At 62.1% G+C, this 25,787-nt stretch carries 21 protein-coding genes; 14 read left to right on the top strand and 7 right to left on the bottom strand.

Annotated elements, in window-relative coordinates:
* Nucleotides 1-41 precede the first annotated feature (41 nt).
* Nucleotides 42-1,004: an AEC family transporter gene (locus MKZ91_RS23640; RefSeq protein ID WP_336173474.1), complete on the top strand. Its 963-nt coding sequence runs from the start codon at nt 42-44 to the stop codon at nt 1,002-1,004.
* Here the strand turns inward: MKZ91_RS23640 and MKZ91_RS23645 are convergent.
* Nucleotides 972-2,186, bottom strand: a complete 1,215-nt coding sequence (locus tag MKZ91_RS23645) for a UbiH/UbiF family hydroxylase (RefSeq protein ID WP_336173540.1) — start codon at nt 2,184-2,186, stop codon at nt 972-974. The two genes, MKZ91_RS23640 and MKZ91_RS23645, sit on opposite strands and share 33 nt — an antisense overlap.
* Before the next feature lie 276 nt (nt 2,187-2,462).
* Here MKZ91_RS23645 and pcsA point away from each other — a divergent pair, with 276 nt between their 5' ends.
* From pcsA to MKZ91_RS23685, 8 genes are all read left to right on the top strand, one after another.
* Nucleotides 2,463-3,188: a phosphatidylcholine synthase gene (gene pcsA / locus MKZ91_RS23650; RefSeq protein ID WP_336173475.1), complete on the top strand. Its 726-nt coding sequence runs from the start codon at nt 2,463-2,465 to the stop codon at nt 3,186-3,188.
* Nucleotides 3,189-3,197: 9 nt separating this feature from the next.
* Nucleotides 3,198-4,175 (top strand): quinone oxidoreductase family protein, encoded by a 978-nt coding sequence (locus MKZ91_RS23655; protein ID WP_336173476.1) that lies wholly within the window; start codon nt 3,198-3,200, stop codon nt 4,173-4,175.
* Nucleotides 4,176-4,223: 48 nt separating this feature from the next.
* Nucleotides 4,224-5,798: an ABC transporter ATP-binding protein gene (locus MKZ91_RS23660; RefSeq protein ID WP_336173477.1), complete on the top strand. Its 1,575-nt coding sequence runs from the start codon at nt 4,224-4,226 to the stop codon at nt 5,796-5,798.
* Nucleotides 5,788-6,882 (top strand): ABC transporter permease, encoded by a 1,095-nt coding sequence (locus MKZ91_RS23665; protein WP_336173478.1) that lies wholly within the window; start codon nt 5,788-5,790, stop codon nt 6,880-6,882. The genes MKZ91_RS23660 and MKZ91_RS23665 overlap by 11 nt, the downstream gene beginning before the upstream one ends.
* A complete protein-coding gene (locus tag MKZ91_RS23670) occupies nt 6,882-7,802 on the top strand; it encodes an ABC transporter permease (protein WP_336173479.1) in 921 nt (306 codons plus the stop codon). The genes MKZ91_RS23665 and MKZ91_RS23670 overlap by 1 nt, the downstream gene beginning before the upstream one ends.
* A gap of 49 nt (nt 7,803-7,851) precedes the next feature.
* On the top strand, nt 7,852-8,922 hold the full coding sequence (locus MKZ91_RS23675) for a BMP family ABC transporter substrate-binding protein (protein WP_336173480.1): 1,071 nt from the start codon (nt 7,852-7,854) through the stop codon (nt 8,920-8,922).
* 268 nt (nt 8,923-9,190) lie between these two features.
* On the top strand, nt 9,191-9,934 hold the full coding sequence (locus MKZ91_RS23680) for a FadR/GntR family transcriptional regulator (protein ID WP_336173481.1): 744 nt from the start codon (nt 9,191-9,193) through the stop codon (nt 9,932-9,934).
* A 165-nt stretch (nt 9,935-10,099) separates the two neighbouring features.
* The gene (locus tag MKZ91_RS23685; RefSeq protein ID WP_336173482.1) at nt 10,100-11,392 is read left to right on the top strand and encodes a hemolysin family protein; all 1,293 of its coding nucleotides are present in this window, start codon (nt 10,100-10,102) and stop codon (nt 11,390-11,392) included.
* A gap of 273 nt (nt 11,393-11,665) precedes the next feature.
* On the opposite strand, the gene MKZ91_RS23690 is transcribed toward MKZ91_RS23685, so the two are convergent.
* The 5 genes from MKZ91_RS23690 to MKZ91_RS23710 are packed head-to-tail and all read right to left on the bottom strand — an operon-like array spanning nt 11,666 to nt 17,125.
* Nucleotides 11,666-12,877 carry a molybdopterin molybdotransferase MoeA gene (locus tag MKZ91_RS23690; protein WP_336173541.1) on the bottom strand — a complete coding sequence of 404 codons (1,212 nt, stop codon included), beginning with the start codon at nt 12,875-12,877 and terminating at the stop codon, nt 11,666-11,668.
* A 4-nt stretch (nt 12,878-12,881) separates the two neighbouring features.
* The gene (gene moaC, locus MKZ91_RS23695; RefSeq protein ID WP_336173483.1) at nt 12,882-13,370 is read right to left on the bottom strand and encodes a cyclic pyranopterin monophosphate synthase MoaC; all 489 of its coding nucleotides are present in this window, start codon (nt 13,368-13,370) and stop codon (nt 12,882-12,884) included.
* Nucleotides 13,370-14,185 (bottom strand): indole-3-glycerol phosphate synthase TrpC, encoded by an 816-nt coding sequence (trpC, locus tag MKZ91_RS23700; protein WP_336173484.1) that lies wholly within the window; start codon nt 14,183-14,185, stop codon nt 13,370-13,372. Before trpC ends, moaC begins: the two co-directional genes overlap by 1 nt.
* Before the next feature lie 15 nt (nt 14,186-14,200).
* Nucleotides 14,201-15,214, bottom strand: coding sequence for an anthranilate phosphoribosyltransferase (gene trpD / locus MKZ91_RS23705; RefSeq protein ID WP_336173485.1), 1,014 nt, complete (start codon nt 15,212-15,214; stop codon nt 14,201-14,203).
* An 18-nt stretch (nt 15,215-15,232) separates the two neighbouring features.
* A complete protein-coding gene (locus MKZ91_RS23710) occupies nt 15,233-17,125 on the bottom strand; it encodes a SurA N-terminal domain-containing protein (protein ID WP_336173486.1) in 1,893 nt (630 codons plus the stop codon).
* Between the two features lie 361 nt (nt 17,126-17,486).
* Between MKZ91_RS23710 and MKZ91_RS23715 the strand changes: the two genes are divergently transcribed.
* Nucleotides 17,487-19,133 carry a Na/Pi cotransporter family protein gene (locus tag MKZ91_RS23715; RefSeq protein ID WP_336173487.1) on the top strand — a complete coding sequence of 549 codons (1,647 nt, stop codon included), beginning with the start codon at nt 17,487-17,489 and terminating at the stop codon, nt 19,131-19,133.
* Between the two features lie 9 nt (nt 19,134-19,142).
* On the opposite strand, the gene MKZ91_RS23720 is transcribed toward MKZ91_RS23715, so the two are convergent.
* Nucleotides 19,143-20,906 carry a hypothetical protein gene (locus MKZ91_RS23720; protein WP_336173488.1) on the bottom strand — a complete coding sequence of 588 codons (1,764 nt, stop codon included), beginning with the start codon at nt 20,904-20,906 and terminating at the stop codon, nt 19,143-19,145.
* A 238-nt stretch (nt 20,907-21,144) separates the two neighbouring features.
* Between MKZ91_RS23720 and glmU the strand changes: the two genes are divergently transcribed.
* The 4 genes from glmU to MKZ91_RS23740 all read left to right on the top strand — a co-directional run bounded on the left by glmU (nt 21,145) and on the right by MKZ91_RS23740 (nt 25,783).
* On the top strand, nt 21,145-22,515 hold the full coding sequence (gene glmU, locus MKZ91_RS23725) for a bifunctional UDP-N-acetylglucosamine diphosphorylase/glucosamine-1-phosphate N-acetyltransferase GlmU (RefSeq protein ID WP_336173489.1): 1,371 nt from the start codon (nt 21,145-21,147) through the stop codon (nt 22,513-22,515).
* A gap of 236 nt (nt 22,516-22,751) precedes the next feature.
* Nucleotides 22,752-24,578, top strand: a complete 1,827-nt coding sequence (glmS, locus tag MKZ91_RS23730; RefSeq protein ID WP_336173490.1) for a glutamine--fructose-6-phosphate transaminase (isomerizing) — start codon at nt 22,752-22,754, stop codon at nt 24,576-24,578.
* Nucleotides 24,578-25,075: a GNAT family N-acetyltransferase gene (locus tag MKZ91_RS23735; RefSeq protein ID WP_336173542.1), complete on the top strand. Its 498-nt coding sequence runs from the start codon at nt 24,578-24,580 to the stop codon at nt 25,073-25,075. The genes glmS and MKZ91_RS23735 overlap by 1 nt, the downstream gene beginning before the upstream one ends.
* Nucleotides 25,076-25,093: 18 nt before the next feature.
* The gene (locus MKZ91_RS23740) at nt 25,094-25,783 is read left to right on the top strand and encodes a DUF502 domain-containing protein (protein WP_336173491.1); all 690 of its coding nucleotides are present in this window, start codon (nt 25,094-25,096) and stop codon (nt 25,781-25,783) included.
* Nucleotides 25,784-25,787: the final 4 nt, after the last annotated feature.

Below are 25,787 nucleotides of genomic sequence, written 5' to 3' on the forward strand. Positions count from 1 at the left end.
GTGCCGGCACGGCGCGGCAAGTGGCAGGACAGGGAAGAACGATGACGGAAATCGCAGGCCTGGTGCTGCCATTCTTCGGCCTGATCTTCCTCGGCTATCTGACGGCACGCTTCGTCCATCATCCGGGCGAGGCGATGGGGTGGCTCAACACCTTCATCATCTACCTTGCTCTGCCGGCGCTGTTCTTCAAGCTCGTGTCGCGCACGCCGATCGAGCAGCTTGCGCGTGCCGACTTCATCCTGACGACAGTCGGCGCCACCTACATCGTCTTTTCCCTGATCTTCCTGGTCGGCATCTATGTGCGGCGCAACTCGATTGCCGAATCGACGATCCAAGGCTTTGGCGCTGCCTATGGCAATATCGGCTATATGGGCCCGGGTCTGGCGCTTCTGGCCTTGGGCGATGCCGCCGCGGTGCCGGTGGCACTGATCTTCAGCTTCGAGAACGCGGCCCATTTCGCCGTGGCACCTGCGATGATGGCAATATCAGGCGGCCGGCAGGAAAAGCCGCTGGTGCTTGCCGCAAGCGTTGGGCGCAAGATCATCCTGCACCCGTTCATCCTGGCAACGCTTGCAGGCGTCGTTGCCGCCTTTTTCGCCATCCAACCGCCGGTGCCGGTTCAGCGGCTCATCGACTATCTCGCCCAGTGCGCGGCACCCTGTGCACTGTTTGCCATGGGCGTGACACTGGCGCTCCGGCCGATCAAGCGCATCCCGGTCGAGATCGGCTACATTGTGCCGGCAAAGCTGGTGCTGCATCCAATCGTGATGTTCACCGCCATGAGCCTGACCGGCAACTACGATCCGATCTGGGTACAGACGGCGGTGCTGCTCGCCGCACTGCCCACGGCAACGAACGTCTTCGTCATCGGCCATCAGTATGGTGTCTGGCAGGAGCGGGCCTCGGCGACGATCCTGATCACCACGACGCTCTCGGTCGCAACGGTGACGGGCCTGCTTTACCTGATCCGCTCAGGCGCTCTTCCGCCCGATCTTTTCCCTTAAGCCTTCCTTCAAGGCGTTGAGCGCACTTCCGGGATGAACGCCTTCGCGCATCATGAGGCTGCGTAGTGGTCCGACGGCAGAAAGCACATGCAGCCCAAGCGCGCGCAGCGCCTGAACCGGCAGGAAACCGGAAAGCAGCGAGCGATTGAGCAGATCGACGCTTGCGGTGCGGCTGACGATATCGAGGCGGCGGCGGCTGTCGAAGCGATTGCCGATATCGGCGGCCAGCGCCTCACCCTGCGGTGCCCCGATGAGTTCGACCAGCGTCATCACGTCGCGAAGGCTGAGGTTGAGCCCTTGCGCCCCGATCGGCGGGAAGGCGTGCGCCGCCTCGCCAAGCAGCACGACGCGCCCCTTGCCGAAGCGCTGCGCGGTCATGCCGGAAAGCGGGAAGGACTGCGGCGTGCCCTCGACGGTCACCTTGCCGAGAATAGATTGCATCTGGTCCTCGACGGCGCGCGAGAGGCTCGCAAGGTCGAGTGACAGCGTGTCCGCGGCATCCTCCGGCTTGCGCACCCAGACAAGGCTCGAGCGCTTGCCGGGCAGGGGCACCTGGGTGAACGGCCCACTTTCGGTATGAAACTCCGTCGAGATGTTCTGATGCGGCAGTTCGTGCGCGAAATTGAGCACGACCGCCGTCTGCGGATAGGACCAGGTGCTGGCGGAGATGTTCGCCGCCTCGCGCACCGGCGAGCGACGGCCGTCGGCGCCGACGACAAGATCGGCGCTCAAGCTGTCGCCATTCGCAAGGGTGATCGTCGCGACGGTGTCGGCGGGAAGATCGAAGCCGGTGGCCGACGCTGCAATGCGGGTCAGCGTCGGGCTCGCTTCGGCCCTCTGCCTGAGGATGTCGATGAAGGGCGCATTCGGGATATTGTAGCCGAAGGCCTCAAGCCCGACCTCCGAGGCGCGGAAATTGACCGGCGGTGCGCGCAAAAGCCGGTTGGTGCCGTCGAGAATGCGCATGGTCGCAAGTGGCGCCGTCAACGGCTCCACCTTGTCCCACAGGTCCAGTTTCCTCAGGTATTCAATAGACTGGTCCATCAGTGCGGTGGTGCGGCCGTCGGCAACCGACGGCTCTGGTCCGATCAGGGCGACGCGGTAGCCGACGTCGGCGAGAGCAATGGCTGCGAGCGACCCGGCGAGACCCGCACCGATGATGGCGATATCATAGTGATCCATGATGTGTACGAACCCTTCGCTTCCGCCGACAGGTGTTGTCATCCCGTCCTAATCTTACCTCTAGTCGCCGGCGACGGCGAAATAAATGGGTAGAATCAGCGCAGAAGCAATTTGCAGGTGTCCACAGGACATTGTGGCGAGCGGAGGCTGCAAAGCTTGAATTTTAGTGGCGATGCGTTGCAAAGGGTGCATATTACGCGCAATGCGCCGCAGAGCGGTCGGAGCGGGCTTTGATGCCCGCGCGGAGAAAACAATAGGGGTAGGCGGCGTCCGCAGATGAAGTTCTTTAACTACAGACGAGTTCCCTACGCCGAGATCCGCGCCTTTTCCGTGCATATTTTGACTGCTTCGGGATCGTTTCTTGCCTTCCTCGGCGTCGTCGCCGCCGCAGAGCATCGATTCGTCGACATGTTCTGGTGGCTGGGGCTTGCACTGTTCGTCGACGGTATCGACGGACCGATCGCGCGTAAGGTGCGGGTCAAGGAAGTGCTGCCCAACTGGTCCGGCGACACGCTCGACAACGTCATCGACTATGTAACCTATGTGCTTCTGCCAGCCTTTGCGCTTTACCAGAGCGGCATGATCGGCGAGCCCTGGTCTTTCGTCGCTGCCGGCGCGATCGTGGTTTCGAGCGCGATCTACTATGCCGACATGGGCATGAAGACGGACGAGTATTTCTTCTCCGGCTTTCCGGTTGTCTGGAACATGGTCGTCTTCACATTGTTCGTCATCCAGGCAAGCGAGGTGACGGCGTCGATCGTGGTCTTCGTTTCGGTTGCCCTTACCTTCCTGCCGATCAACTTTCTCCACCCGGTCCGCGTTCAGCGGCTGCGGCCGCTGAACCTCGGCATCTTCCTTGTCTGGTCGGCGCTTGGCATCTACGCGCTGCTGTTGCATTTCGCGACGCCGGCCTGGGTAGTGACCGGCTTTGTGGTCACCGGCATCTATCTCTACGTGATTGGCTTCGTGCTGCAGGTTTTCCCGAATCTCGGCCGGAAATAGGAGCAGGCAATGGCACAGGCGATTGTGGTACGCGAACTCGGTGGACCGGAGGTCCTGAAACTCGAAGGCGTCACCCTTTCGCCGCCGGGGCCGGGCGAGGTGCAGATCCGCCAGGTGGCGGTTGGCCTCAATTTCATTGACGTCTACTTCCGCACCGGCCTCTACAAGTCCGCTTCGGGTCTGCCTTTCGTTCCGGGCAAGGAAGGTGCCGGCATCGTGACGGCGGTTGGCGACGGCGTGAGCCTGTTTTCGATCGGCGATCGCGTCGCCTATGCTTCGGCCGACGGCGCCTACGCCAGCGAGCGCAATGTCGATGCCTCGCAACTCGTGAAAGTTCCCGACGGCATCACGCTCGAGACCGCTGCGGCGATGATGCTGAAAGGCATGACGGCGCAGTACCTGCTCAACCAGACCTACCAGGTCGGCCCAGGCACGACGATCCTCTTCCATGCCGCAGCCGGCGGTGTCGGCTTGATTGCCGGACAATGGGCAAAGGCACTTGGTGCAACCGTGATCGGCACGGCGGGGGCGCAGGACAAGATCGAGCTCGCGCTGGCGCACGGCTACGATCACGTGATCAACTACCGCACCGACAATTTCGTCGCTCGAGTCAAGGAGTTGACCGATGGCCGCGGCGTCGACGTCGTCTACGATTCGGTCGGGCGCGACACCTATCCGGCGTCGCTCGATTGCCTGAAACCGCGCGGTCTTTGGGTCAGCTTTGGCAACTCGTCAGGCCCAGTCGACGCGTTCAGCATCGGCATTCTCGCGCAGAAGGGTTCGCTCTTTGCAACGCGTCCGACGCTCTTCGGTTACGTCGCCACGCGGCCCGCGCTGGAAGCGTGTGCAAATTCCCTGTTTGATATTGTGCAAAGCAACAAAGTGCGTATCAATATAAATCAGACTTATTCGCTCGCCGACGCAGGGCAAGCGCATACGGATCTCGAGACAAGAAAAACGAGTGGAACAACACTGCTGATTCCGTGATCGAAGCCTTAAGGCGGACGGGAATCGACAGAGGGGAAAGAGGGCAGCGTGCCTGTTGAGGGAGCGACGGCGAACAGTCCATTATTGGCTGTGAGCAACCTGACGAAATTGTTTGGCAGCTTTGCGGCCTGCGATGGGATCAACCTGCAAATAGACCAGGGCGAAATCCACGCCCTTCTCGGCGAAAACGGTGCCGGAAAATCCACCCTGGTAAAGATGCTGTTTGGTGTTTTGGCGCCGACGGCAGGTGAGATCGTCTGGCAGGGCCAGAGCGTGCGCATCGCCAATCCGGCAGCCGCGCGCAAGCTCGGCATCGGCATGGTTTTCCAGCATTTTTCGCTGTTTGAGGCACTGACTGTCGCCGAGAACATCGCGCTCTCGATGGATGCAAACATATCGCTCGCAAAGGTGGCGGAGGAGGCTTCGCGCCTGTCGCATGCCTACGGCCTTCCGCTCGATCCGAAGGCTCATGTGGCCGATCTCTCGGTTGGCGAACGCCAACGCATCGAGATCGTGCGGGCACTGCTGCAGAACCCGCGGCTTATCATCCTCGACGAACCGACCTCGGTGCTCACGCCGCAGGAGGCCGACCGGCTGTTCGAAACGCTCAACAAGCTGAAGGCCGAAGGGCGTTCGGTTCTCTACATCAGCCACCGGCTGGAGGAAGTGCAGCGCATTTGCGACCGCGCGACCGTGCTTCGCCACGGCAAGGTCACTGGCGCCTGCGACCCGAAGACAGAGACGCCATCGTCGCTTGCGCGCATGATGGTCGGGAGCGACGTGGCGGCGGTGACGGCAGAGGGCACAAGCACGAAGGGTGCCGTGCAGCTCGAGGCGCGTCATCTGACCGTTCCGGCACGCACGCCCTTCGCCGTTTCCCTGAAAAACATCTGTCTCAAGGTTCATGCTGGTGAAGTGCTGGCCATCGCTGGCGTTGCCGGCAACGGCCAGGGCGAGCTCTTCGATGCGCTGTCCGGGGAGTACCCGGTTGCCGACGACAATGCGGTGCAGATCCGCGAGAAGCCCGTCGGTAACAAAAACATCAATGCCCGCCGCCTGATGGGCGCCGGCTTCGTTCCTGAAGAGCGCCACGGGCACGCAGCGGTGTCGGCGCTACCGCTCTCGGACAATCTCGTGCTCGCGCGCAGCCGCTCCGATGCCAAGGCGTTTTTGGGGGGCGGCTTCCTCAATGTCATCCGTCGCGACGCTGTTGCCACGGCCACGAAGCGGATCTCCGCGGCGATGGACGTACGCAAGAGCGGCGAAGATCCGCCAGCGGGGTCGCTGTCGGGCGGCAATCTGCAAAAATTCATCGTTGGCCGCGAACTTGACCGCCAGCCGAGCGTCCTCGTCGTCAACCAGCCGACCTGGGGTGTGGATGCGGGGGCTGCAAGCCGTATCCGCCAGGCGCTCGTCGATCTCGCCAAGGCAGGCTCGGCCGTGCTCGTCATCAGCCAGGATCTCGACGAGATCTTCGAAGTGGCGACAGAAATCGCCGTCATCAGCGACGGCCGGCTTTCCGATCCTTATCCGGCCAAGGAGCTCTCGCGCGAAAAGATCGGCCTCCTGATGGGGGGCATGTACGGCAAGACGGAAGGCGCGGAGGCCGCACATGCGCATTGAACTGGAAAAACGCGCCAAGGTCTCGACGCTGTTTTCGATCCTGTCACCGTTCATCGCTTTCCTGCTGACGATCGTCTTCGGCGGCATCATGTTCGCGCTGCTCGGCAAGAACCCTGTCATGGCGCTCTACAGCTTCTTCGTGGAGCCCTTGAGCGAGGTTTGGTCACTGCACGAACTGGCGATCAAGGCAGCGCCCTTGATCCTGATTGCCGTCGGGCTTTCGGTCTGTTTTCGCTCCAACAATTGGAACATCGGCGCCGAGGGCCAGTTCATCATGGGCGCGATTGCCGGCTCGATCCTGCCGGTGGTGTTCTATGAATGGCAGTCGCCGCTGGTGCTGCCGCTGATGATGCTGATGGGCATGCTCGGTGGCGCGCTCTTTGCCGCCATCCCCGCCTTCCTCAAGGCGCACATGAACACCAACGAGATCCTCACGAGCCTAATGCTGGTCTACGTGGCTCAGCTCTTTCTCGATTGGCTCGTGCGCGGCCCCTGGCGCAATCCTGGCGGCATGAACTTCCCGGAGACGCGCACCTTTTCGGCCGATGCGATCCTGCCGGAGATGATCGCCTCGGGGCGCACCCACTGGGGTTTTGCCTTCGCCATCATCGCCGCGATCCTCGTGTGGTTCATGATGCGCTACACGTTGAAGGGTTTCGAGATTTCGGTTCTTGGCCAGTCGGCGCGGGCAGGGCGCTTTGCCGGTTTCTCGTCGCGTCGGATGATCTGGTTCTCCATGCTGCTTTCCGGCGCCTTTGCCGGCCTTGCCGGCATTGCCGAGGTCAGCGGCGCGATCCAGCAGTTGCGTCCGGTAATCTCGCCCGGCTACGGCTTCACTGCGATCATCGTTGCCTTCCTCGGTCGCCTCAACCCGCTTGGCATCGTCGCCGCCGGCCTGGTTCTGGCGCTCACCTATCTTGGCGGTGAGGCAGCGCAACTTTCGATCGGCGTTTCCGAAAAGGTGACGCGCGTCTTCCAGGGTTTGCTGCTGTTCTTCGTCCTTTCCTGCGACACGCTCATCCATTACCGGGTTCGATTGGTCTTCGACCGGCTCACCGCGAAAAACACCGAGGGGAGCCACTGATGGGTATCGTCGAAGCAATTCTGCTCAGCGTCATCACGGCTGCGACCCCGCTGGTTCTTGCCGCCATCGGCGAACTGGTAACGGAGCGCTCCGGCGTGCTCAACCTCGGCGTCGAGGGCATGATGATCATGGGGGCGGTGTCGGCCTTTGCGATCACGCAGATCACCGGATCTCCCTATCTCGGCATGCTTGCAGGTGTGGCCTGCGGCGCGCTCTTCTCGCAGCTCTTTGCCTTCCTGACCTTGACGCTTGTCGCCAACCAGGTGGCGACCGGCCTTGCCCTGACGCTGCTCGGCATCGGCGTCTCAGGCATGCTGGGTGAAAGCTTCCTCGGCATCCAGGGCATCAAGCTGCAGCCGATCGCGATCCCGCTGCTGTCAGACATTCCCTATCTCGGACCCTTGCTGTTTCATCAGGACATTATTTTCTATCTTTCGATCGGGGTCGTCGCCGGTGTGAACTGGTTCCTGTTCAAGAGTCGAGCCGGCCTGAAGCTGCGCGCGGTTGGCGACAGCCATGCATCGGCGCATGCGCTCGGCGTGAACGTCATCCGCACCCGTTATCTTGCCGTGATGTTCGGCGGCGCCTGCGCGGGCCTTGCCGGGGCGCAGCTTTCGCTCGTCTACACGCCCCAATGGGTGGAGAACATGTCGGCCGGCCGTGGCTGGATTGCGCTGGCGCTGGTGGTCTTTGCATCCTGGCGGCCGTGGCGGGTGGTCGCCGGCGGCTACCTCTTCGGTGCGGTGTCGATCAGCCAGTTGCACGCACAGGCCTTCGGAATCGGCATTCCCTCGCAGTTCCTGTCGTCGCTGCCCTATCTCGCGACGATCCTCGTGCTCATCCTCATTTCGCATAACCGGCGCATGACCTTGATCAACACGCCGGCATCGCTCGGCAAACCGTTTGTGCCGGATCGGTGAAATCAAGCATTTCAGACGGACATTTCTCAAACCGACAGAGGTCAAGAAAATGAAAAAACTACTGCTCGTCCTCGCAAGCACCGCGGCCGCGATCGGCTTTGCTACGGGTGCAAGCGCTCAGGAAAAGGCCAAGATCTGCTTCGTATACGTCGGTTCCAAGACCGATGGCGGCTGGACCCAGGCCCATGACATCGGCCGCCAGGAGTTGGAAAAGGCGCTCGCAGACAAGATTGAAACGCAGTTCCTCGAAAACGTGCCGGAAGGTCCGGATGCCGAACGTGCGATCGAGCGTCTGGCGCGCTCGGGCTGCGGCCTGATCTTCACCACGTCCTTCGGCTTCATGGATGCGACGATCAAGATCGCGCAGAAGTTCCCCGACGTGAAGTTCGAGCACGCCACCGGTTACAAGTCCGCCCCGAACGTTGCGACCTACAACAGCCGCTTCTACGAAGGCCGCTACATCCAGGGCCAGATCGCCGCCAAGATGTCGCAGAAGGGCGTTGCCGGCTACATCGCCTCCTTCCCGATCCCGGAAGTGGTGATGGGCATCAACTCGTTCGTCATCGGCGCCCGTTCGGTCAACCCGGACTTCAAGATCAAGGTCGTATGGGCCAACACCTGGTTCGATCCTGGCAAGGAAGCCGACGCCGCCAAGGCGCTCGTCGACCAGGGTGTTGACATCCTGACGCAGCACACCGACACGACGGCCCCGATGCAAGTTGCTGCCGAGCGCGGCATCAAGGCCTTCGGTCAGGCCTCCGACATGATCAAGGCCGGCCCGGAGACCCAGCTGACGGCTATCGTCGACACCTGGGGCGCTTACTACATCAAGCGCACGCAGGCTTTCATCGACGGCAAGTGGGAAACGACTTCGAGCTGGGACGGCCTGAAGGACGGCATCCTGACGATGGCGCCCTACACCAACATGCCTGACGATGTGAAGAAGATGGCCGAGGAAACCGAAGCCAAGATCAAGTCGGGCGAGTTGAAGCCGTTCACCGGCCCGCTGAAGAAGCAGGACGGCAGCGAGTGGCTCGCGGCCGGTGCATCGTCTGATGACGGCACCCTGCTCGGCATGAACTTCTACGTCGAAGGCGTGGACGACCAGTTGCCGAAGTAAGCAGCCTCACCGGCATGAATCAGGGCAAACCCCACCGCTTGGTGGGGTTTGCTTTTTATGGCAAGAGGTGTGGGATTTCGCCGCTCGACGGCGGCGCGCGTAGCGATTGCCGACAGTGATTTCACCTGTATTTCCGGGGGGCTTTCCGGAATCGGTTGATCAAACTACACTCGTTTGTGCAAGTTTGAGGCGCACCGCTCGAGTGCTTCGGCGCTCCGGGCTGCTACGCCGGGAGACATCAGGCAGGGGAGTGCCTGGAGGAGATGGATTGAACAGGAGTTTGCTGGAAACCGTGGTGTCCGGCGCGCGCAAGCGGACGAGCCACGCGCATGTCGTCGATCAGCTCGGCAAGGCGATCATTTCCGGCGAGTTTCCGGTGGGCGCGATTCTTCCCGGAGATCCGGAGCTTGCCGCACGCTTCAAGGTGTCGAGAACCGTCCTTCGCGAAGCGATGAAGACGCTCGCCGCCAAGGGGCTGGTCGTGCCACGGGCACGCATTGGCACACGTGTGACGCCGCGCAACGACTGGAACCTGTTCGACAGCGATATCCTGACCTGGCACTTCGAGTGCGGCGTGGACGAGGATTTCCTGGTTCACCTCAGCGAAGTGCGCCTCGCCTTTGAACCGCATGCGGCAGCCCTTGCGGCGCGAAACACCTCGGAAGCTGAAATCAGCCGGATGATGCGCCTTGCCGTTGCACTCGGCGAGGAGGGGCATACAGGCGAGAGTCTCGCGCTTGCGGACCTGAGGTTCCATCTGGCTGTTGCCGAAGCATCGGGAAATCCGTTCATGCGCACCGTCGGCGGCCTGATCGAGGCCGCACTGGTTGGTGTGTTCAAGCTCAGTTCACCGGTTGCCGAAAAGGGCGGCATAGACGAGGTCGCCCGCAACCACATCCGGATCGTCGAGGAAATCGGCCGGCGTGACGAAGCCGGCGCTCGGCTGGCGATGGAGAATGTGATCAAGATTGGTCGCGAGCGGGTTCGCAACGCACTGCACAGCCGTAGCTGACGAGATCCTGGCCGGGATTGTTCAGAATCCGGCCTGTCGCCACAGTCAATGTTCATCGGACCGCGACGATTTCAACGCTTGCGCTTGCTCAGATCGCCGGCTGGCCTTATCTGGTGAGGGGGCGTTCCACGCGGAGCGGCTTTCGTCAACGGTGATCTGGAGACCATGTCCGAGTTTTTTGTCATTTTCGTCCTGCTTTTGATCAATGCATTTTTTGCTCTCTCGGAAATGGCAATCGTCTCGGCAAGCAAGCCCATGCTTCGCCAGATGGCAAGACAGGGAAATCACCGCGCCGAGGTCGCCTTGAGGCTTGCGGAGGATCCGGGCAAGTTTCTTTCGACGGTACAGGTCGGCATTACCCTTGTCGGTACACTCGCCGGTGCCTATGGCGGCGCGACGATTGCCGCGAAGTTCGCCCCCTTGCTCGATGAGATCGCCTGGATCCATCCTTACGGCAACACGGTTGCACTCGTGCTTGTCGTTACCCTCATCACCTTCCTGTCCGTGGTCATCGGCGAGCTTATTCCGAAGCAACTGGCTCTGAAGAACTCCGAGGCACTGGCGATGTTCGTCGCACGGCCGATGCAGCTCCTGTCACGGATCGTAGCGCCCATCGTCTATCTCTTCGAAACGGCGGCGAGACTAACCATGCGCCTGCTCGGCATGCGTCCTGATGATCCGGATCATGTGACCGAAGAAGAGGTGCAGGCGATCATGGCCGAGGGCGTCGAAAGCGGCGCGATCGAGAAGTCCGAACACGAGATGCTGCGCCGAATCATCCGACTCGGCGACCGCAACGTGAAGTCGATCATGACGCACCGCACCGAAGTGAGCTTCATTGACGTCAATGACAGCCTCGAGGTGGTTGGCCGCAAGATCGGCCAGTTCGGTCATTCCCGCTATCCGGTGGTCGATGGCCCGAGTGGCGACGTTCTGGGTGCCGTTCTGGCCAAAGAGATCCTGAACGCGCCGACTTCCGGTCCTTTCGACGTGCGCAAGTACATCAAGGAAATTCACACCCTGCCGGAGACCGCTTCCTGCCTGAAGGCGCTTGAAGCCTTCAAGTCGTCGAGCATCAATATGGCGATGATTGTCGACGAATATGGAAGCACCGAAGGCATCATCACGATTGCCGACATCCTCGAAGCGATCGTCGGCGTTCTGCCGTCAAACTACGACGACATCGAGCACGCGCTCATTCGCCAGCGCGAGGACGGCAGCTATCTCGTCGATGGTCGTACGCCGATCGACGAAATCCACCTGACCATCGGCATCGAAGGCATCGACGCTGACGGCAACTTCGAAACGATTGCTGGCTTCCTTGTGCAGCAACTGCGAAAGACGCCCGAGGAGGGCGATATCGCGATTGCCCACGGTTATCGGTTTGAAGTGGTCGACATGGACGCCCGGCGCATCGACAAGATCCTGGTCAGCCGCTCCGACGAAGCTGCCAACTGAGCCAATCCGCGCAGCCGACGGGTGCCGGGGCGTATTTCCCCGGCTTGCCGTTGACAAGGTTTTCACCGGCAGAGCGCGCGCTTGCATATTCACAGAAAAGCAAAAGGTCGGGCTAGCCCGACCTTTCTCCAGATCATCGCGGGTCCGCTAGTTCATCCGTAGTCGGACGATCTCGGCGACGATCAAGTGATTGCCTTCTACCGCGTCATCATGTCGGCGACATGACATGATCGGTAGATGCCACCCGCCGGCGAGTGTCCAGCCGGCGATGATCTAGCGAAGTCTGAGGATGTCGCAGTCGGTGCCCGCTGGCGCTTCTGGCGCGTGCGGCGCGCGCACGATCAGGCAATCGGACTGTGCAAACACCTTCATCATCGACGAATCCTGCCGCGAGAAGGGGTGGGCGAGGAGGCTTCCGTTTTTGTCTCTGGAGAGCCGCGCCCGTACATAGTCCTGCCTGATGTCATTGGCCGGCAGAGGGCTTGCAAGGCGCGCCGTTGCCAGGCGCTCGCGGTCTGGCAACCGGGCGAGATTTCGCACCAGCGGTTCCAGAAACAGCAAGCTGCAAACGAGGCTTGAAACCGGATTGCCCGGCAGGCCGAGAACGGACATCGCGCCGAGCTGCCCGACCATCAGCGGTTTTCCCGGCCGCATGGCAATGCGCCAGAAGTCGAGCGTCATGCCGCAGTCAACCAGTGTCGACTGGACGAGGTCATGGTCACCGACTGAGGCGCCACCGAGCGTGACCAGCACGTCGACGTCGGCCTCTTGCGTCTTGTTGATTTGTGCGGCGATCGCCTGTCGGTTGTCACCGACGATCCCGAGGTCGATGACCTCGGCGCCGTTGTCGCGGGCAATGGCGGCGACCCCGAAACTGTTCGAGGCAATGATCTGGTCGGCACCCGGCTTGCTGCCGGGCGTCAGCAACTCGTCGCCCGTGGCAAGGATCGCAACGCGCGGCCGCTTGAAGACCGGCAGGCTGGCATGGTTCATGCCGGCAGCTAGCGTCAACCGCCCGGCATCAAGCACGTCGCCCGCAGAGAGTGCAGCCTCGCCAGCCGTAAAATCCTGACCCGCCGTTCGGATATGGCGCCCCTTGCCCGGGACGAAGTTTGTGCGGATTCTGCCATCAGACAGCCGCTCGGTGTCTTCCTGGATGATGACCGTGTCGGCGCCTGAAGGCACGGGCGCGCCGGTGAAGATTCGTACGGTCTCGCCAGCCTTCACCTCGCCCTTGAAACCGTGGCCGGCCGCCGACTGGCCAATGACGGTCAGTTCGGCGCCAATACTGGCGATGTCCTGGTGGCGAACGGCGTAACCGTCCATCGCCGAATTGTCGAAGGCTGGATGGGTAACGAGTGCCGGTATGTCCTGGGAGAGCACCCGCCCGGACGCGTCATGGAGGCCGACGGTCTCGCTCAGTTGCCGCAGTTTGGCGCCGCGAAGAATTCTGTCGAGCGCGTCTTCAACCGAAAGCAGCGCCATGACATCAGTTCCCTTCACGTCTGTAATCGCCGGAGCGGCCGCCCGATTTGCTGACGAGTTGGATGCCACTGATCGCCATCTCGCGGTCGGCGGCCTTTGCCATGTCGTAGATGGTCAGGCAGGCGACGCTGACGGCAGTCAAGGCTTCCATCTCGACGCCGGTGCGACCGGTGAGCTTGGCAAGCGCTTCGACCCGAAGGCCGGGCAGCATCGGGTCGGGCGCAATGTCTACGGTGACCTTGGTCAGCATGAGCGGGTGGCAGAGCGGAATAAGGTTGGAAGTCTGCTTGGCGGCCATGATGCCGGCAAGCCGCGCGGTGCCAATCACGTCACCCTTCTTGGCGTCGCCTTCGAGAATGAGCGCCAGCGTTTCCGCTTTCATGCGCACATGACCTTCGGCGACGGCAATGCGCACCGTTTCGGTCTTGTCGCCGACATCGACCATGTTCGCTTCGCCGCTGCCGCCGATATGCGTGAGCGTTGGCTTACCCATTATTCGGCCGCCAGCGGGTTCGCGATGCCGGTCAGCAGGGTGCGTGTTGCCGCTTCGACATCGCTCTTGCGCATCAGGCTTTCACCGACAAGGAAGGTGGTAATGCCGCTCTTTTCCAGACGCTGGCAATCCTCATGGGTGAAGATGCCGCTTTCACCGACCAGCAGGCGGTCGGCCGGCACCATCGCTGCGAGTTGCTCGGAAACCGCAAGATCAACCTCGAAGGTCCGCAGGTTGCGGTTGTTGATGCCGACGAGCGGCGAGCTGAGCTTCAGTGCGCGCTCCATTTCTTCAGCGTCGTGGACTTCGATGAGCACATCCATGCCGAGCGCGAATGCGACTTCTTCCAGCCGGCGAGCATCGTCGTCGCTAAGCGACGCCATGATCAAGAGGATGCAATCCGCGCCCCAGGCGCGTGCCTCGAACACCTGATAGGTGTCGAACATGAAGTCCTTGCGCAACGCCGGCAGCGTGCAGGCCGTGCGCGCTGCTTGGAGGAATACGGGCGCCCCTTGAAAGCTCGGCGCGTCGGTCAGGACCGACAGGCAGGCGGCACCACCAGCTTCATAAGCCTTGGCGAGCGCGGGCGGATCGAAGTCCGGCCGGATAAGCCCCTTGGATGGGCTTGCCTTCTTGATCTCCGCGATCAGCCCGAACGTGCCGGCTTGCTTGCGCGCGACGAGCGCCTTGTAGAAACCACGCGGGGCGGACTGTTCCGCAATCTGCGCCTTGAGTTCGGCAAGCGGTGTCTGCGACTTTGCAGCATCAATCTCGTCGCGCTTGTAGGCTTCGATCTTGCGCAGGATATCCGTCATCGGGCCGGTCCTTCCTCAGGCAGCGTTCGAAACGCTGATCAAACGTTGCAGCGCTGCCCTGGCACCGCCGCTCGACAGCGACTGGCGGGCGAGCGCCATGCCTTCGCTAAGGTCCTTCGCCTTTCCGGCTATCATCAGCGATGCAGCCGCATTGGCAAGGGAAATGTCCTTGTACGGGTTCTCGGCACCGTCGAGCACTGCCTGAAGCGCCACGGCATTGTGCGCGCCGTCGCCGCCCTTGAGCGCGTCGAGGGTCACTGTCGACAGTCCGAAATCGGCCGGCCTCAACGAGAAGGTCGAGATCTTGCCGTTCTCAAGCGCGGCGACCTGCGTCGTGCCCGTGGTGGTGATCTCGTCCAGGCCCTCGCCATGCACGACCCAGACGTTTTCCGAGCCAAGATCGCGCAGCACTTCTGCCAGAGGTTGCACCCATTGCGGCGCATAGACGCCGACGAGCTGGCGCTTGACGCCGGCCGGGTTGGAAAGCGGTCCGAGCAGATTGAAGATCGTTCGGGTGCCGAGTTCGACACGAGTGGGGCCGACATGCCGCATCGCCGAATGATGCTGCTGGGCGAACATGAAGCCGACGCCGGCCTCGCGGATGCACTGCGAAATCGCCTCCGGGCCGATGTCGAGCTTGACCCCGAGGCAGGAAAGGGCGTCAGCCGTGCCCGACTTCGAGCTCAGCGCACGGTTGCCATGTTTGGCGACCGGTACGCCCGCGCCAGCGACGATCAGCGAAGCGAGCGTCGAGATGTTGTATGTACCGGCACCGTCACCCCCAGTGCCGACGATGTCGATGGCGTCGGCCGGGGCTACGACCGGCAGCATACGGGCACGCATCGCGCCGACGGCGCCGACGATTTCATCGACGGTTTCGCCGCGCACGCGCAGCGCCATGAGGAAGCCGCCGATCTGCGATGGGGTCGCCGCACCCGACATGATGATCTCGAAGGCGGCACGCGCGTCCTCGCGGTTCAGCGCCTCGCGGGCGGCGACCTTGGCGACGTAAGGTTTCAGATCGCTCATCGATTGTTTCCCTTGGGCCTATCTTTGCGCAAGTGCCGTTTCGCCGAGCGTCTGGTTGATCGAAACGCCGTAGGCTGCCTGCAGCGTGGCCACCATCTGGTCGAGGATGTCTCCGCCGCTGACACTGGCCATGGCCTCGATCTGGCGGCTATCGTCCTGGAGCACGTCCGTGGGGCCGGCGTCGTCGACGGAGGTAACCTGCAGCAGCACTTGTCCTTCGCCACCGATGCCGGCAGCGTTGGCGACGTGGCCGTTCGGGCCGGAGAATGCAGCGGCGACCGCAGCCGGGCTCAGTGCGGCGTCCGAGGTGGCGCGGGTCAGGCCGGACTTGGTCTCGACGACGAGACCCAGTTCCGTCGCGATGTCGGCGAGCTTTGCACCCTTTTCGAGACGCTCCTTGAGATCGCCAGCCTTGGCGCCGAGTGCGGCGCGCTGCTGTTCGGCCATCCAGTCGGCGCCGATTTCGTCGCGTGCTTCGTCCAGCGTGCGATCGCGCGCAGGGATGATCTCATCGAGGTCGAACCAGACATAGCCGTCGCGGCCGACATTGACCGGCAGCGTTTCAGCGCCGACGTCGGCCTTGAAAACCTCCTGCAGCAGGGCGGCCTGTTCCGGCAGGCCGGTGACCTCGTCGCCGTTCTTGTCCTTGCCGGTGGCATCGACCGCATCGACGGTCACAAGCTTCAGCTTGAGCTGGTCGGCCACTTCCTTGATCGGTGCGCCCGAGGCACGCTCGTCCTCGATCTTGTCGTGCAGGCGCATGACATCCTCGCTTGCGGCAGACAGAGCGAGATCGGTGCGCAGTTCTTCCTTGACGTCGTCGAGGCTACGCACGGCTTCCGGGCGGATGTTCGTCACGCGCAGGATGACGGCGCCGAAGGCGCCATCGACGACCGGGGTGACGCCGCCATCGGCTGCAACGGCAAAAGCGGCTTCGCCGATCTTGGCATCGGGCACGCGGTCCTTGGTGAACTCGCCAAGGAGAACGTCGGCGGAGGTCTTGCCTTCGGCCTTCACCAGGTCGTCGAAGGTCGTGCCGGCGGCAAGCTTGGCTGACGCCGCGTCAGCGGCTGCACGCGAGGGGAAGGCCAACTGTTCGATGGTGCGCGATGCTGCCGTGCGGAAGCTTTCCTTGCGCCGGTCGTATTCCGCGCGGATCTCTTCGTCGGTCACGGATGCGGTGTCGGCAACATCGGCCGGCTCAAGCTTCACGTAGCTGATCTTGCGGTATTCGGGCGCGCGGTAGTTGGCCTTGCGGTTATCATACCAGGGGGTGAGCACGTCGTCGCCAGGCGCCTTGACGGCATCGATATTGGCGTTCGAGAGCAGCAGATAGTCGACGGTCCGCTTTTCATGGCGATAGACGCCGATCGCGTCGGTCAGGACCTTCGGCGCGGTGTATCCGTCGGAAAGCGCGTCGACGATCTGCGAGCGGATTGCGGTCTGGCTCTGGCTGTTGATGTAATCCTGTTCGCGCAGGCCGGCATTGCGCAGCACGCTCGAGAATGTCAGGCGGTCGAACTGGCCGTTGACGCTATGAAACGCCGGATCGTCGGCGATCAGCCTGGCAAGCCGATCCTGGGACAGGCCGAGGTTCATGTCGTTGGCGAGCTGGTCGAGCGCGGCGCCAGCGACGATCTGCGAATAGACGCGCTGCTCGATGCCGAAAGCGCGCGCCTGTTGCGGCGTCAGCCGAGTACCGAGTTGCCGAGAGGCCTGCGCCAGCGCGGTCTCGTAGGCGAGCCGGAACTCCGGCGCCTTGACCTTGACGTCACCCACGGTCACCACCGCGTCCGATTGGTTCGTCATCGTCAAAGATGAGCCACCCCACACCATGAACGACAGAACGAGAATGATTAGCAGGCCTTTGACGACCCAGGTCTGGGCGGCGCTTCTCAGGAATTCGAGCATGGGGGCAGAAACCTCGTTGCAATGCGGTGGCCATCGGCCAAACGAAATCGTTCCTTAAAACAAACGAAACAGGAAATGAAGGGTTGTTTGCCGCAAATTGCGACCGCTCGCGGGATCGTGCGTCCATTGCGAACGGTCGGGCAAAATGGCCGGGTTTCGCTCTCGACCGGCAAGCGCCTTCCGAGGTTTACAAAGGACGACGAAGCCTTGCGGGCTGTTTCGGCGCACACGGGAGAATGCGTGTCGGATTCGTTAGCCGGCAATCGAAAATTATTTGCGAAACTGAGGTCGAATAGCCGTTGGAACTGTGGTTCTGTTGCTGTGGCGAGGCGATTCTAACGACCTCGCGGGAAGACGCGCCATGCAATCGACAATCGTAATGGTCAACCTGTTCGGAGCGGTGGCACTGCTCTTGTTCGGCCTGTCACTGGTCAAGGATGGCGTGACGCGCGCCTTCGGGGCGCGGCTGCGTACGGGCCTTGCGCAGGGAACGAACGGCGCTGTTCGGTCCTTTGCAACAGGGCTGGTCGCAACGCTCGCGCTACAGAGTTCGACGGCCACGGCGCTGATGACGGCCTCCTTCGTCGAAAAGGGCCTCGTGCAATCGCGCATGGCGCAGATCGTGCTGCTCGGAGCCAATGTCGGAACGGCCATGACCGCCTGGATCGTGGCGACTGGCATCGAATGGCTGTCGCCGCTCGTCATTTTCGTAGGCGTGGTCCTGCATCGTGCCAGCCGGTCGAATGCCCGCCAGGGTCTGGGTGCTGCACTCGTCGGCATCGGCCTGATGCTGTTGTCACTGCACCTGCTCGGCGCCGCGACGGAGCCGATGCGCGATAGTCCGGCGCTGGCGGCTTTCCTCGGGTTGCTTGACAGCGCCTGGCCGGTCGCCCTTCTGATTGCGGCGGGGCTCGCCTTTGCATCATCTTCGAGCCTTGCGGTCGTGATGCTGGTGCTGTCGCTCGCCTCCGCCGGCATCCTGACGGTCGGTCTCACCGTGGCGCTCGTGCTCGGGGCCAATCTCGGCGGGGCCATTCCACCAGTCATGGCAACGCTTTCATCGTCGCCGCCGGCGCGGCGCGTGACGCTTGGCAACCTTGTCGTGCGCGCCATCGGCTGCCTGATCGCCCTGCCGCTCACGAGCGTAAGCGTGGAATTCCTCCAGAGCCTGCCGCTTCCGCGGCAGAACCTGCCGGTCGACGTCCATCTCGCCTTCAATCTCGTCGTTGCCATCCTTGCCTGGCCTTTTGCCGGCCTGCTGTCGCAACTCATGACCCGGTTCATTCCCGACAGCGAGGCCGAGGACACTGGGCCGCGTTATCTTGACGACAACACGTTGCACACACCAGTCATGGCGCTTTCGGGGGCGACCCGAGAAGTGCTGCGTGTTGGAGACCTGGTCGAAACGATGTTGATGCGTGCTGCGAATGCCTTCAACAACAACGACCTCTCCGAAATCCGCGACATCGAGAAGTTCGAAAGACAGGTCGATCAGTTGCAGCAGGAAGTGAAGATCTTTCTGTCTCGGCTGGGGAGGGAGGGCATGAGTGCCGAAGACGGTCGCCGCTCGATCGTCATCATCGACTACGCGATCAATCTCGAACACATGGGCGATATCATCGAAAAAGGCTTGTGCGAACAGATCGCCAAGAAGGTCAACAATGGTCTGAAGTTCTCTGAAGAGGGATACCAGGAGCTGAAGAGCCTTTTTACTCTGACGATCGACAATCTGCGGGTCGCGCAGACGATCTTCGTCACCCGCAATGCCGACCTCGCCAAGCAACTCATTGAGGTCAAGGTCAACGTCCGGCACATGGAAAAGCGCTCGGCGGAACGGCACATTGAACGGCTCCGCGACGGTCTGGTTCAAAGCCTCCAGACGAGCTCCCTGCATCTCGACATGCTGCGCGACCTCAAGCGGGTCAATGCGCACATCGCCTCTGTCGCCTATCCGATCCTGGAGGAGAGCGGTTTGCTGAGCGAGAGCCGGCTGCGGTCGGAGGTCTGATGGCTGCGGCTAGGAGGCTGTGCCCGCTGCGGTCCTGTGCAGTCCGCTGCGGATGAAGGCATCGTAGCATTTGGTCAGCGTGATCCGCTTGTGGCTCGCCTCGAGGCTCGGCAGATAGAGCGAAAGCAGCATCCGGTTGACGTTGGTGACCGGGCACGTCGGCATCAGCGCAACATCGACCGCATTGACGGCGGCGCGCACATTCTCGTCCGGCGGTGGAACCGCGCGGAAGGGATCGGCGCCGATCGCGACATGTTTCGGCGCACTGCGGTCCATCAGCCATGGGAACGGGTTGGTGAAGTCGATACTGAAGATCGTCGCGAAACGCACGCCGTTTTCAGCTTCGTAAGCGCGAAGCGCGTCGATGGCCTCATCGGCGTTCCTGAGCCAGCCGGCCTGGAAGTCGAAATCGCTGTAGAGCAGGAACGACGGCAGCTCGCTGGCATCGGCGAAGGCGTCGAAGGTGGGGCGGTGGTCGACATAGATATCGCGCAAGCGTTCGGCGCGCAGCGCCAAGAGCGGTCGGATGTTGACGGCGCCCATCGTCTTCAGGTTTCGGTTTTCAATCGGAACGCTGTTGATGGCGCCGATCCAGGCGCGCGCACTCTTCTGCACGACCGCGGTCACCGGCGGCAAGGCGGTTGCGGCCGCAAGAAGGCCGATCGCAACCGTTTGAGCTCCGCGCTGCCCGACCGCGACTTCATCGACAACGATCTTCAGCAGCAATGGCAGCAGCAAGATAAAGGCCTGGCTGCCGGTGTTCTGGCTCTCGAAGAGGATGCCCGCAAGCACGAACGTTGCGAGCCAGAGGAAGGGTTGGTCGAGCATTCTACCGAGCGCCAACAAGGAGGGGCTCCTGCCCAGGTGCCTGAGGCCGTCGACAAAGGCTCTGAAGTGCTTTCCGAAAAGCAACAGACACAACAGCCCGGCCGGGATCAGCAGCCCGGCATTGAGCGAAGCAGCCTGCAGCAGGCGCGGCAAAAGGCTGCCGTCATTGACGGCAAGCAAAGAAAGGATGTCGGCGACATAGGCCGAAACGATACCAAGCGCAGCCTCGCTGACGGCGAGAATGGCAACGAACAGCAGCCCCGCGGCAAGGGCAGGCCGGAAGCCAAGGCGACCGGAGGCAAAGGCCATCAGGCACATCAGCGTGCCGGCAACGGCACCTGTGATCTTCACGAAGAAGAGACCGGCCATGGCACCGACAACAGTGACGGCGAGTAGGCGCCAATCGCGCACATGAACCAGAGCGGCTGCCAGGACGTAGAGCAACTGGCAGACCTGACGATTATAGACGCCGAAGCCGTCAGAACCGGGGTAGGGGTAGAAGTCGCCGGTGTTGAATGGCAGCACCGAGAAGATCAGGAACGGCAGCAGGAGCCCATAGGCGACCGTAGCCGAACGTTTCTGCACATCGACGACGATGAGGGCGATCAGGGGGGCGCTGAAGACCAGCAGTGACCAACTTGCCAAAAGCAATGGTTGGCCATTGGGAAAGATGCGCTGGAGGATCGCGAAAAGGTAGTAGCCAAGCGCGCCGACGGGCGTGAAGAAATCGACGGACGGAACCTGCCCGTCGCGGATACGGTTGGCCGCATCGAGATAGAGATAGTGGTCCCAGAACATCGGCCCGATCGGCTGCGGGATCGTGACGGTGAGCAAAAACGCCAGGACGGCGACCGTAAGGGCGAGCAGAAGGAGCGGCGAGCGGGTCAGAAGCAGGGCCAGGCCCGTCCGTCGTGTCGATGTCTCGAATTCCGTTCGGCTATGCATGCGGCCTCATCTCCCTGGGGAGCGATGCACTGCACTGCTGCCGACACAGGCTCCGCGCCTCCTTATGCCATCATTCGGTTTTAAGCCGGTTAACACGACGGGATTGTGAGGATTATGCTTCTCGCAATATGTTGCTAATACCAATCCGGAATCGGGTGCACATTTTGCCCTCGAGCCAATACCGCCTTTCGGAATAGGCAGTCGGCAGCAGCCTGGGAAAGACCAAGGAGAGAATTGTATGGAACGGACGTGCCTGGCCATTATCCTGGCGGCGGGTGAAAGCACGCGGATGAAGTCATCCATCTCGAAGGTCCTGCATCCGGTGGCCGGGCGACCGATGGTCGCCCATGTGGTCGAGGCCTTGTCCAGTGCGTCGATCGTCGATGTTGCGCTCGTCGTTGGGCGGGATGCCGAGGCAGTCTCTGCCGCTGCGGATATCGGTGGCGTGACGATCTCCTCCCACCTGCAGAAGGAACGGCTCGGCACCGGCCATGCGGTGCTGGCGGCCCGCGATGCGATCGCCAAGGGCTATGATGACGTTCTCGTGGTCTTCGGCGATACCCCGCTGATCAGGCCGGAGCCGCTGAAGGCGGCCCGCGATGGCCTTGCCGCCGGCAACGACGTGGTGGTGATCGGCTTCGAGGCGGCGGATCCGAGCGGTTATGGCCGTCTGATCGTCAAGGACGGCGCTCTGCTTGCGATCCGTGAGCATAAGGATGCGACGGAAGAAGAGCGCCGTATCACCTATTGCAACGGCGGCCTGATGGCGATCAATGGTCACAAGGCGCTCGATCTGCTCGGCCGCATCGGCAATGACAACGTCAAGGGCGAATTCTATCTGACCGACGTGGTCGAGATCGTCAGAGAGATCGGCGGACGCGCCATTGCCGTCGAAGCGCCGGAGGAGGAACTGACCGGCTGCAACACGCGTGCCGAACTCGCCTTCATCGAGAGGTTGTGGCAGCAGCGCCGTCGCCACGAACTGATGTTGTCGGGCGTTTCGATGATCGCGCCGGAAACCGTGTTCCTCGCCTGGGACACGGTGCTTGAGCAGGACGTGCTGGTCGAACCCAATGTCGTCTTCGGCCCTGGCGTCCGCGTCGAGAGCGGCGCCATCATCCATGCCTTCTCGCATGTCGAGGGCGCGACGGTTCGCTCCGAAGCAACCGTTGGCCCGTTCGCGAGGTTGCGGCCGGGGGCCGATCTTGGCGAAAAGTCCAAGGTCGGCAATTTCTGCGAGGTCAAGAAGGCGGAGATCGGCGCCGGTGCCAAGGTCAATCATCTGACCTATATCGGCGACGCCTTCGTCGGTGCAGGCTCGAACATTGGTGCCGGCACGATCACCTGCAACTATGACGGCGTGAACAAGCACGAAACACGGATCGGCGAGGGGGCTTTCATCGGCTCGAATTCGTCGCTGGTTGCGCCGGTGACGATCGGCGACAAGGCATTGGTTGCGTCCGGCAGCGTGATCACCGAGGATGTTCCGGCGGACGCCGTTGCCTTCGGCCGCGCACGTCAGGAGATCAAGCCGGGCAGGGCGCGGCTCTTGCGCGAGCGCTATGAGGCGGTAAAGGCCGCCAAGAAGACTGCGAAAGCGGCCGAGTAGGGCTTGAGTTCAGCGCCTCTTGCTCGGCGCGTAAGCGGTCGCTACCGCATTGTTTCGCCTCAGATCGGTTACGATCCAGGGAAACGTGTAGTAGCGTTAAATACTGAAACCGAAAGTGAAATCGGGGCGGATTGCCTCGCCTGGCAAATGCTTTACCAAGGCAGCGCGCCGGGCGGGAGAGCCGCCCTGTCGATTGGGGCGCCGGGATCGGCGCGGGGACGAATTCGGAGACGACTATGTGCGGTATTGTTGGCATCGTTGGCAACCAGGCGGTATCGGAGCGATTGGTTGATGCGTTGAAGCGCCTGGAATACCGCGGCTATGATTCCGCCGGTGTTGCCACGGTCGTTGGCGGCAAGCTCGAGCGCCGACGCGCCGAGGGAAAGCTGGTCAACCTCGAGATCCGGCTTCGTGAAGAGCCGCTCCCCGGCACCATCGGCATCGCCCACACGCGCTGGGCGACCCACGGTGCACCGACCGAGCGCAACGCCCACCCGCATTTCACTGATGGCGTTGCCGTCGTGCACAATGGCATCATCGAGAATTTCTCGGAGCTGAAGGACGAACTGGTCGCCGGCGGTGCCAAGTTCGAAACCGAGACCGACACCGAAGTCGTGGCGCATCTGCTCGCCAGGTTCCGCCGTGATGGTTTGGGACGGCGCGAGGCGATGCATGCGATGTTGAAGCGCCTGACCGGCGCCTATGCTCTGGCCGTGCTCTTTGAAGACGATCCGTCGACGATCATGGCGGCGCGCAACGGCCCGCCGCTGGCCATCGGCCACGGCAAGGGCGAGATGTTCCTTGGCTCCGACGCCATTGCGCTTTCGCCCTTCACCAACGAGATCACCTACCTGATCGATGGCGATTGGGCGGTGATCGGCGCGAACGGCGTGCACATCTTCGATCTCGCCGGCAATGTCGTCGATCGGCCGAAGCAGGTGTCGCTCGCCGCCGCCTACATGATCGACAAGGGCAACCACCGCCACTTCATGGAAAAGGAAATCTATGAACAGCCGGAGGTGATCTCGCACGCGCTCGGCCACTACATCGATTTTGCCGGCAACCGCATCAAGGCAGCCGATGGCGCCATCGATTTTGCCAAGGTGCCGAGCCTCGCAATCTCCGCCTGCGGCACGGCCTACCTCGCCGGCCTTGTCGGCAAATACTGGTTCGAGCGTTATGCCCGCCTGCCGGTTGAAATCGACGTTGCCTCCGAGTTCCGCTACCGCGAGATCCCGCTGTCGCCTGAGGCGGCAGCGCTGTTCATCTCGCAATCCGGCGAAACCGCCGACACGCTGGCGTCGCTGCGCTACTGCAAGGATCTGGGCCTGAAGATCGGCGCCGTCGTCAATGCGCGCGAATCGACCATCGCGCGCGAATCCGACGCGGTCTTCCCGATCTTGGCCGGTCCTGAGATCGGTGTTGCCTCGACCAAGGCCTTCACCTGCCAGCTTGCGGTTCTCGCGTCGCTGGCGATCGGCGCCGGCCGTGCCCGTGGCACGGTGAGTGCCGAAGAGGAGCAGGTGCTTGTGCGCCACCTCGCCGAAATGCCGCGCATCATGGGCCAGGTGTTGAACGCTGTTCAGCCGAAGATCGAGCTTCTGTCGCGCGAACTGTCGAAGTGCCGCGACGTGCTCTATCTCGGCCGTGGCACCAGCTTCCCGCTGGCGATGGAAGGTGCGCTCAAGCTCAAGGAGATCTCCTACATCCACGCCGAGGGTTATGCTGCCGGCGAACTGAAGCACGGACCGATCGCGCTGATCGACGAGAACATGCCTGTCATCGTCATTGCGCCGCATGACCGCTTCTATGAAAAGACCGTGTCGAACATGCAGGAAGTGGCCGCACGCGGTGGCCGCATCATCCTGATTACCGACGAGAAGGGGGCCGCAGCCTCGAAGCTCGAAACGATGGCAACGATCGTACTGCCGAACGTCGACGAGATCATCGCGCCGATGATCTTCTCCCTGCCGATCCAGTTGCTCGCCTATCATACGGCGGTGTTCATGGGCACCGACGTCGACCAGCCCCGCAACCTCGCTAAATCGGTGACCGTCGAATGATCTATATCAGGCACGAGCGTCCGGGCGACGAGCAGGCGATCCACGACGTGACCGCGGCTGCCTTTGAAGGGCATCCGCACAGCGATCAGAGCGAGCCTCTCATCATCGCGCGGCTGCGCGAAGCTGGTGCGCTAAGCCTGTCGCTTGTCGCCGAAAAGGATGAGGCCATCGTCGGTCATATCGCCTTCTCACCGGTGACGCTGACGCCTGCCGAAACGGGCTGGTTCGGGCTCGGTCCGGTGGCGGTCCTGCCGGATCTCCAATCGCAGGGGATCGGCAGGCAGTTGATCCGCGAGGGGGTGGAATGGCTGCGTGCCGAGGGCGCTTCCGGCTGCGTCGTCGTCGGCGATCCCGCCTACTATCAAAAGTTCGGGTTCCGTAACGAATCGGCTCTTGTATTCCCCGGTTGTGCGCCGCAATATTTCATGGCGCTGGCCCTTTCCGGCGCGATGGCGGCGGGCACCGTCGCCTATCATCCGGCCTTCGGGGTGGAGTGAGGTTAAGACGGAAGAAGCATGACGGAACACTCAAAACGCGGCTATATCGGTACTCGGCTGCGCAACTACTTCCTGACCGGGCTGATCATCTGTGCACCGGTGGCGATCACCGTCTGGCTGGTGCGCACATTCATCGATTGGGCCGATGGGTGGGTTAAGCCGTATCTGCCGAACTTCTACAATCCGGATACCTATTCGCCCGTCGCCATTCCCGGCTTCGGCCTGCTTATCGCCATCCTGGTGATCACGCTTGTCGGCTTCATGACGGCAAACCTCGTCGGTCGCTCGATCGTCAATTTCGCCGAGTCCCTCGTCAATCGCACGCCGCTGGTGCGAACGATCTACAAGTCCACCAAGCAGATTTTCCAGACAGTGCTGCAGGAACAGTCCTCGTCCTTCAAAAAGGCCGGGCTGATCGAGTATCCGAGCCCGGGCATCTGGTCGCTGGTGTTCATCGCAACGGACGTCAAGGGCGAGATCGCGGCCAAGTTCGATGATCGTGGCATGGACATGGTGGCGGTCTTTCTGCCGCCGACCCCGATCCCGACGGCCGGGTTTCTGCTGTTCGTCCCCCGCGACAAGATCATTCCACTCGAAATGAGCGCCGAAGACGCGGCTAAGTTGTTGATTTCCGGCGGTCTCGTGACACCGGATTACAAACCGCTTGCCAATGCGCCGCTGAAGATCAGCCAGCAGAAGTCGGCCTGAGATC

Source organism: Ensifer sp. MJa1 (assembly GCF_037026475.1).
Taxonomy (GTDB): Bacteria; Pseudomonadota; Alphaproteobacteria; order Rhizobiales; family Rhizobiaceae; genus Ensifer.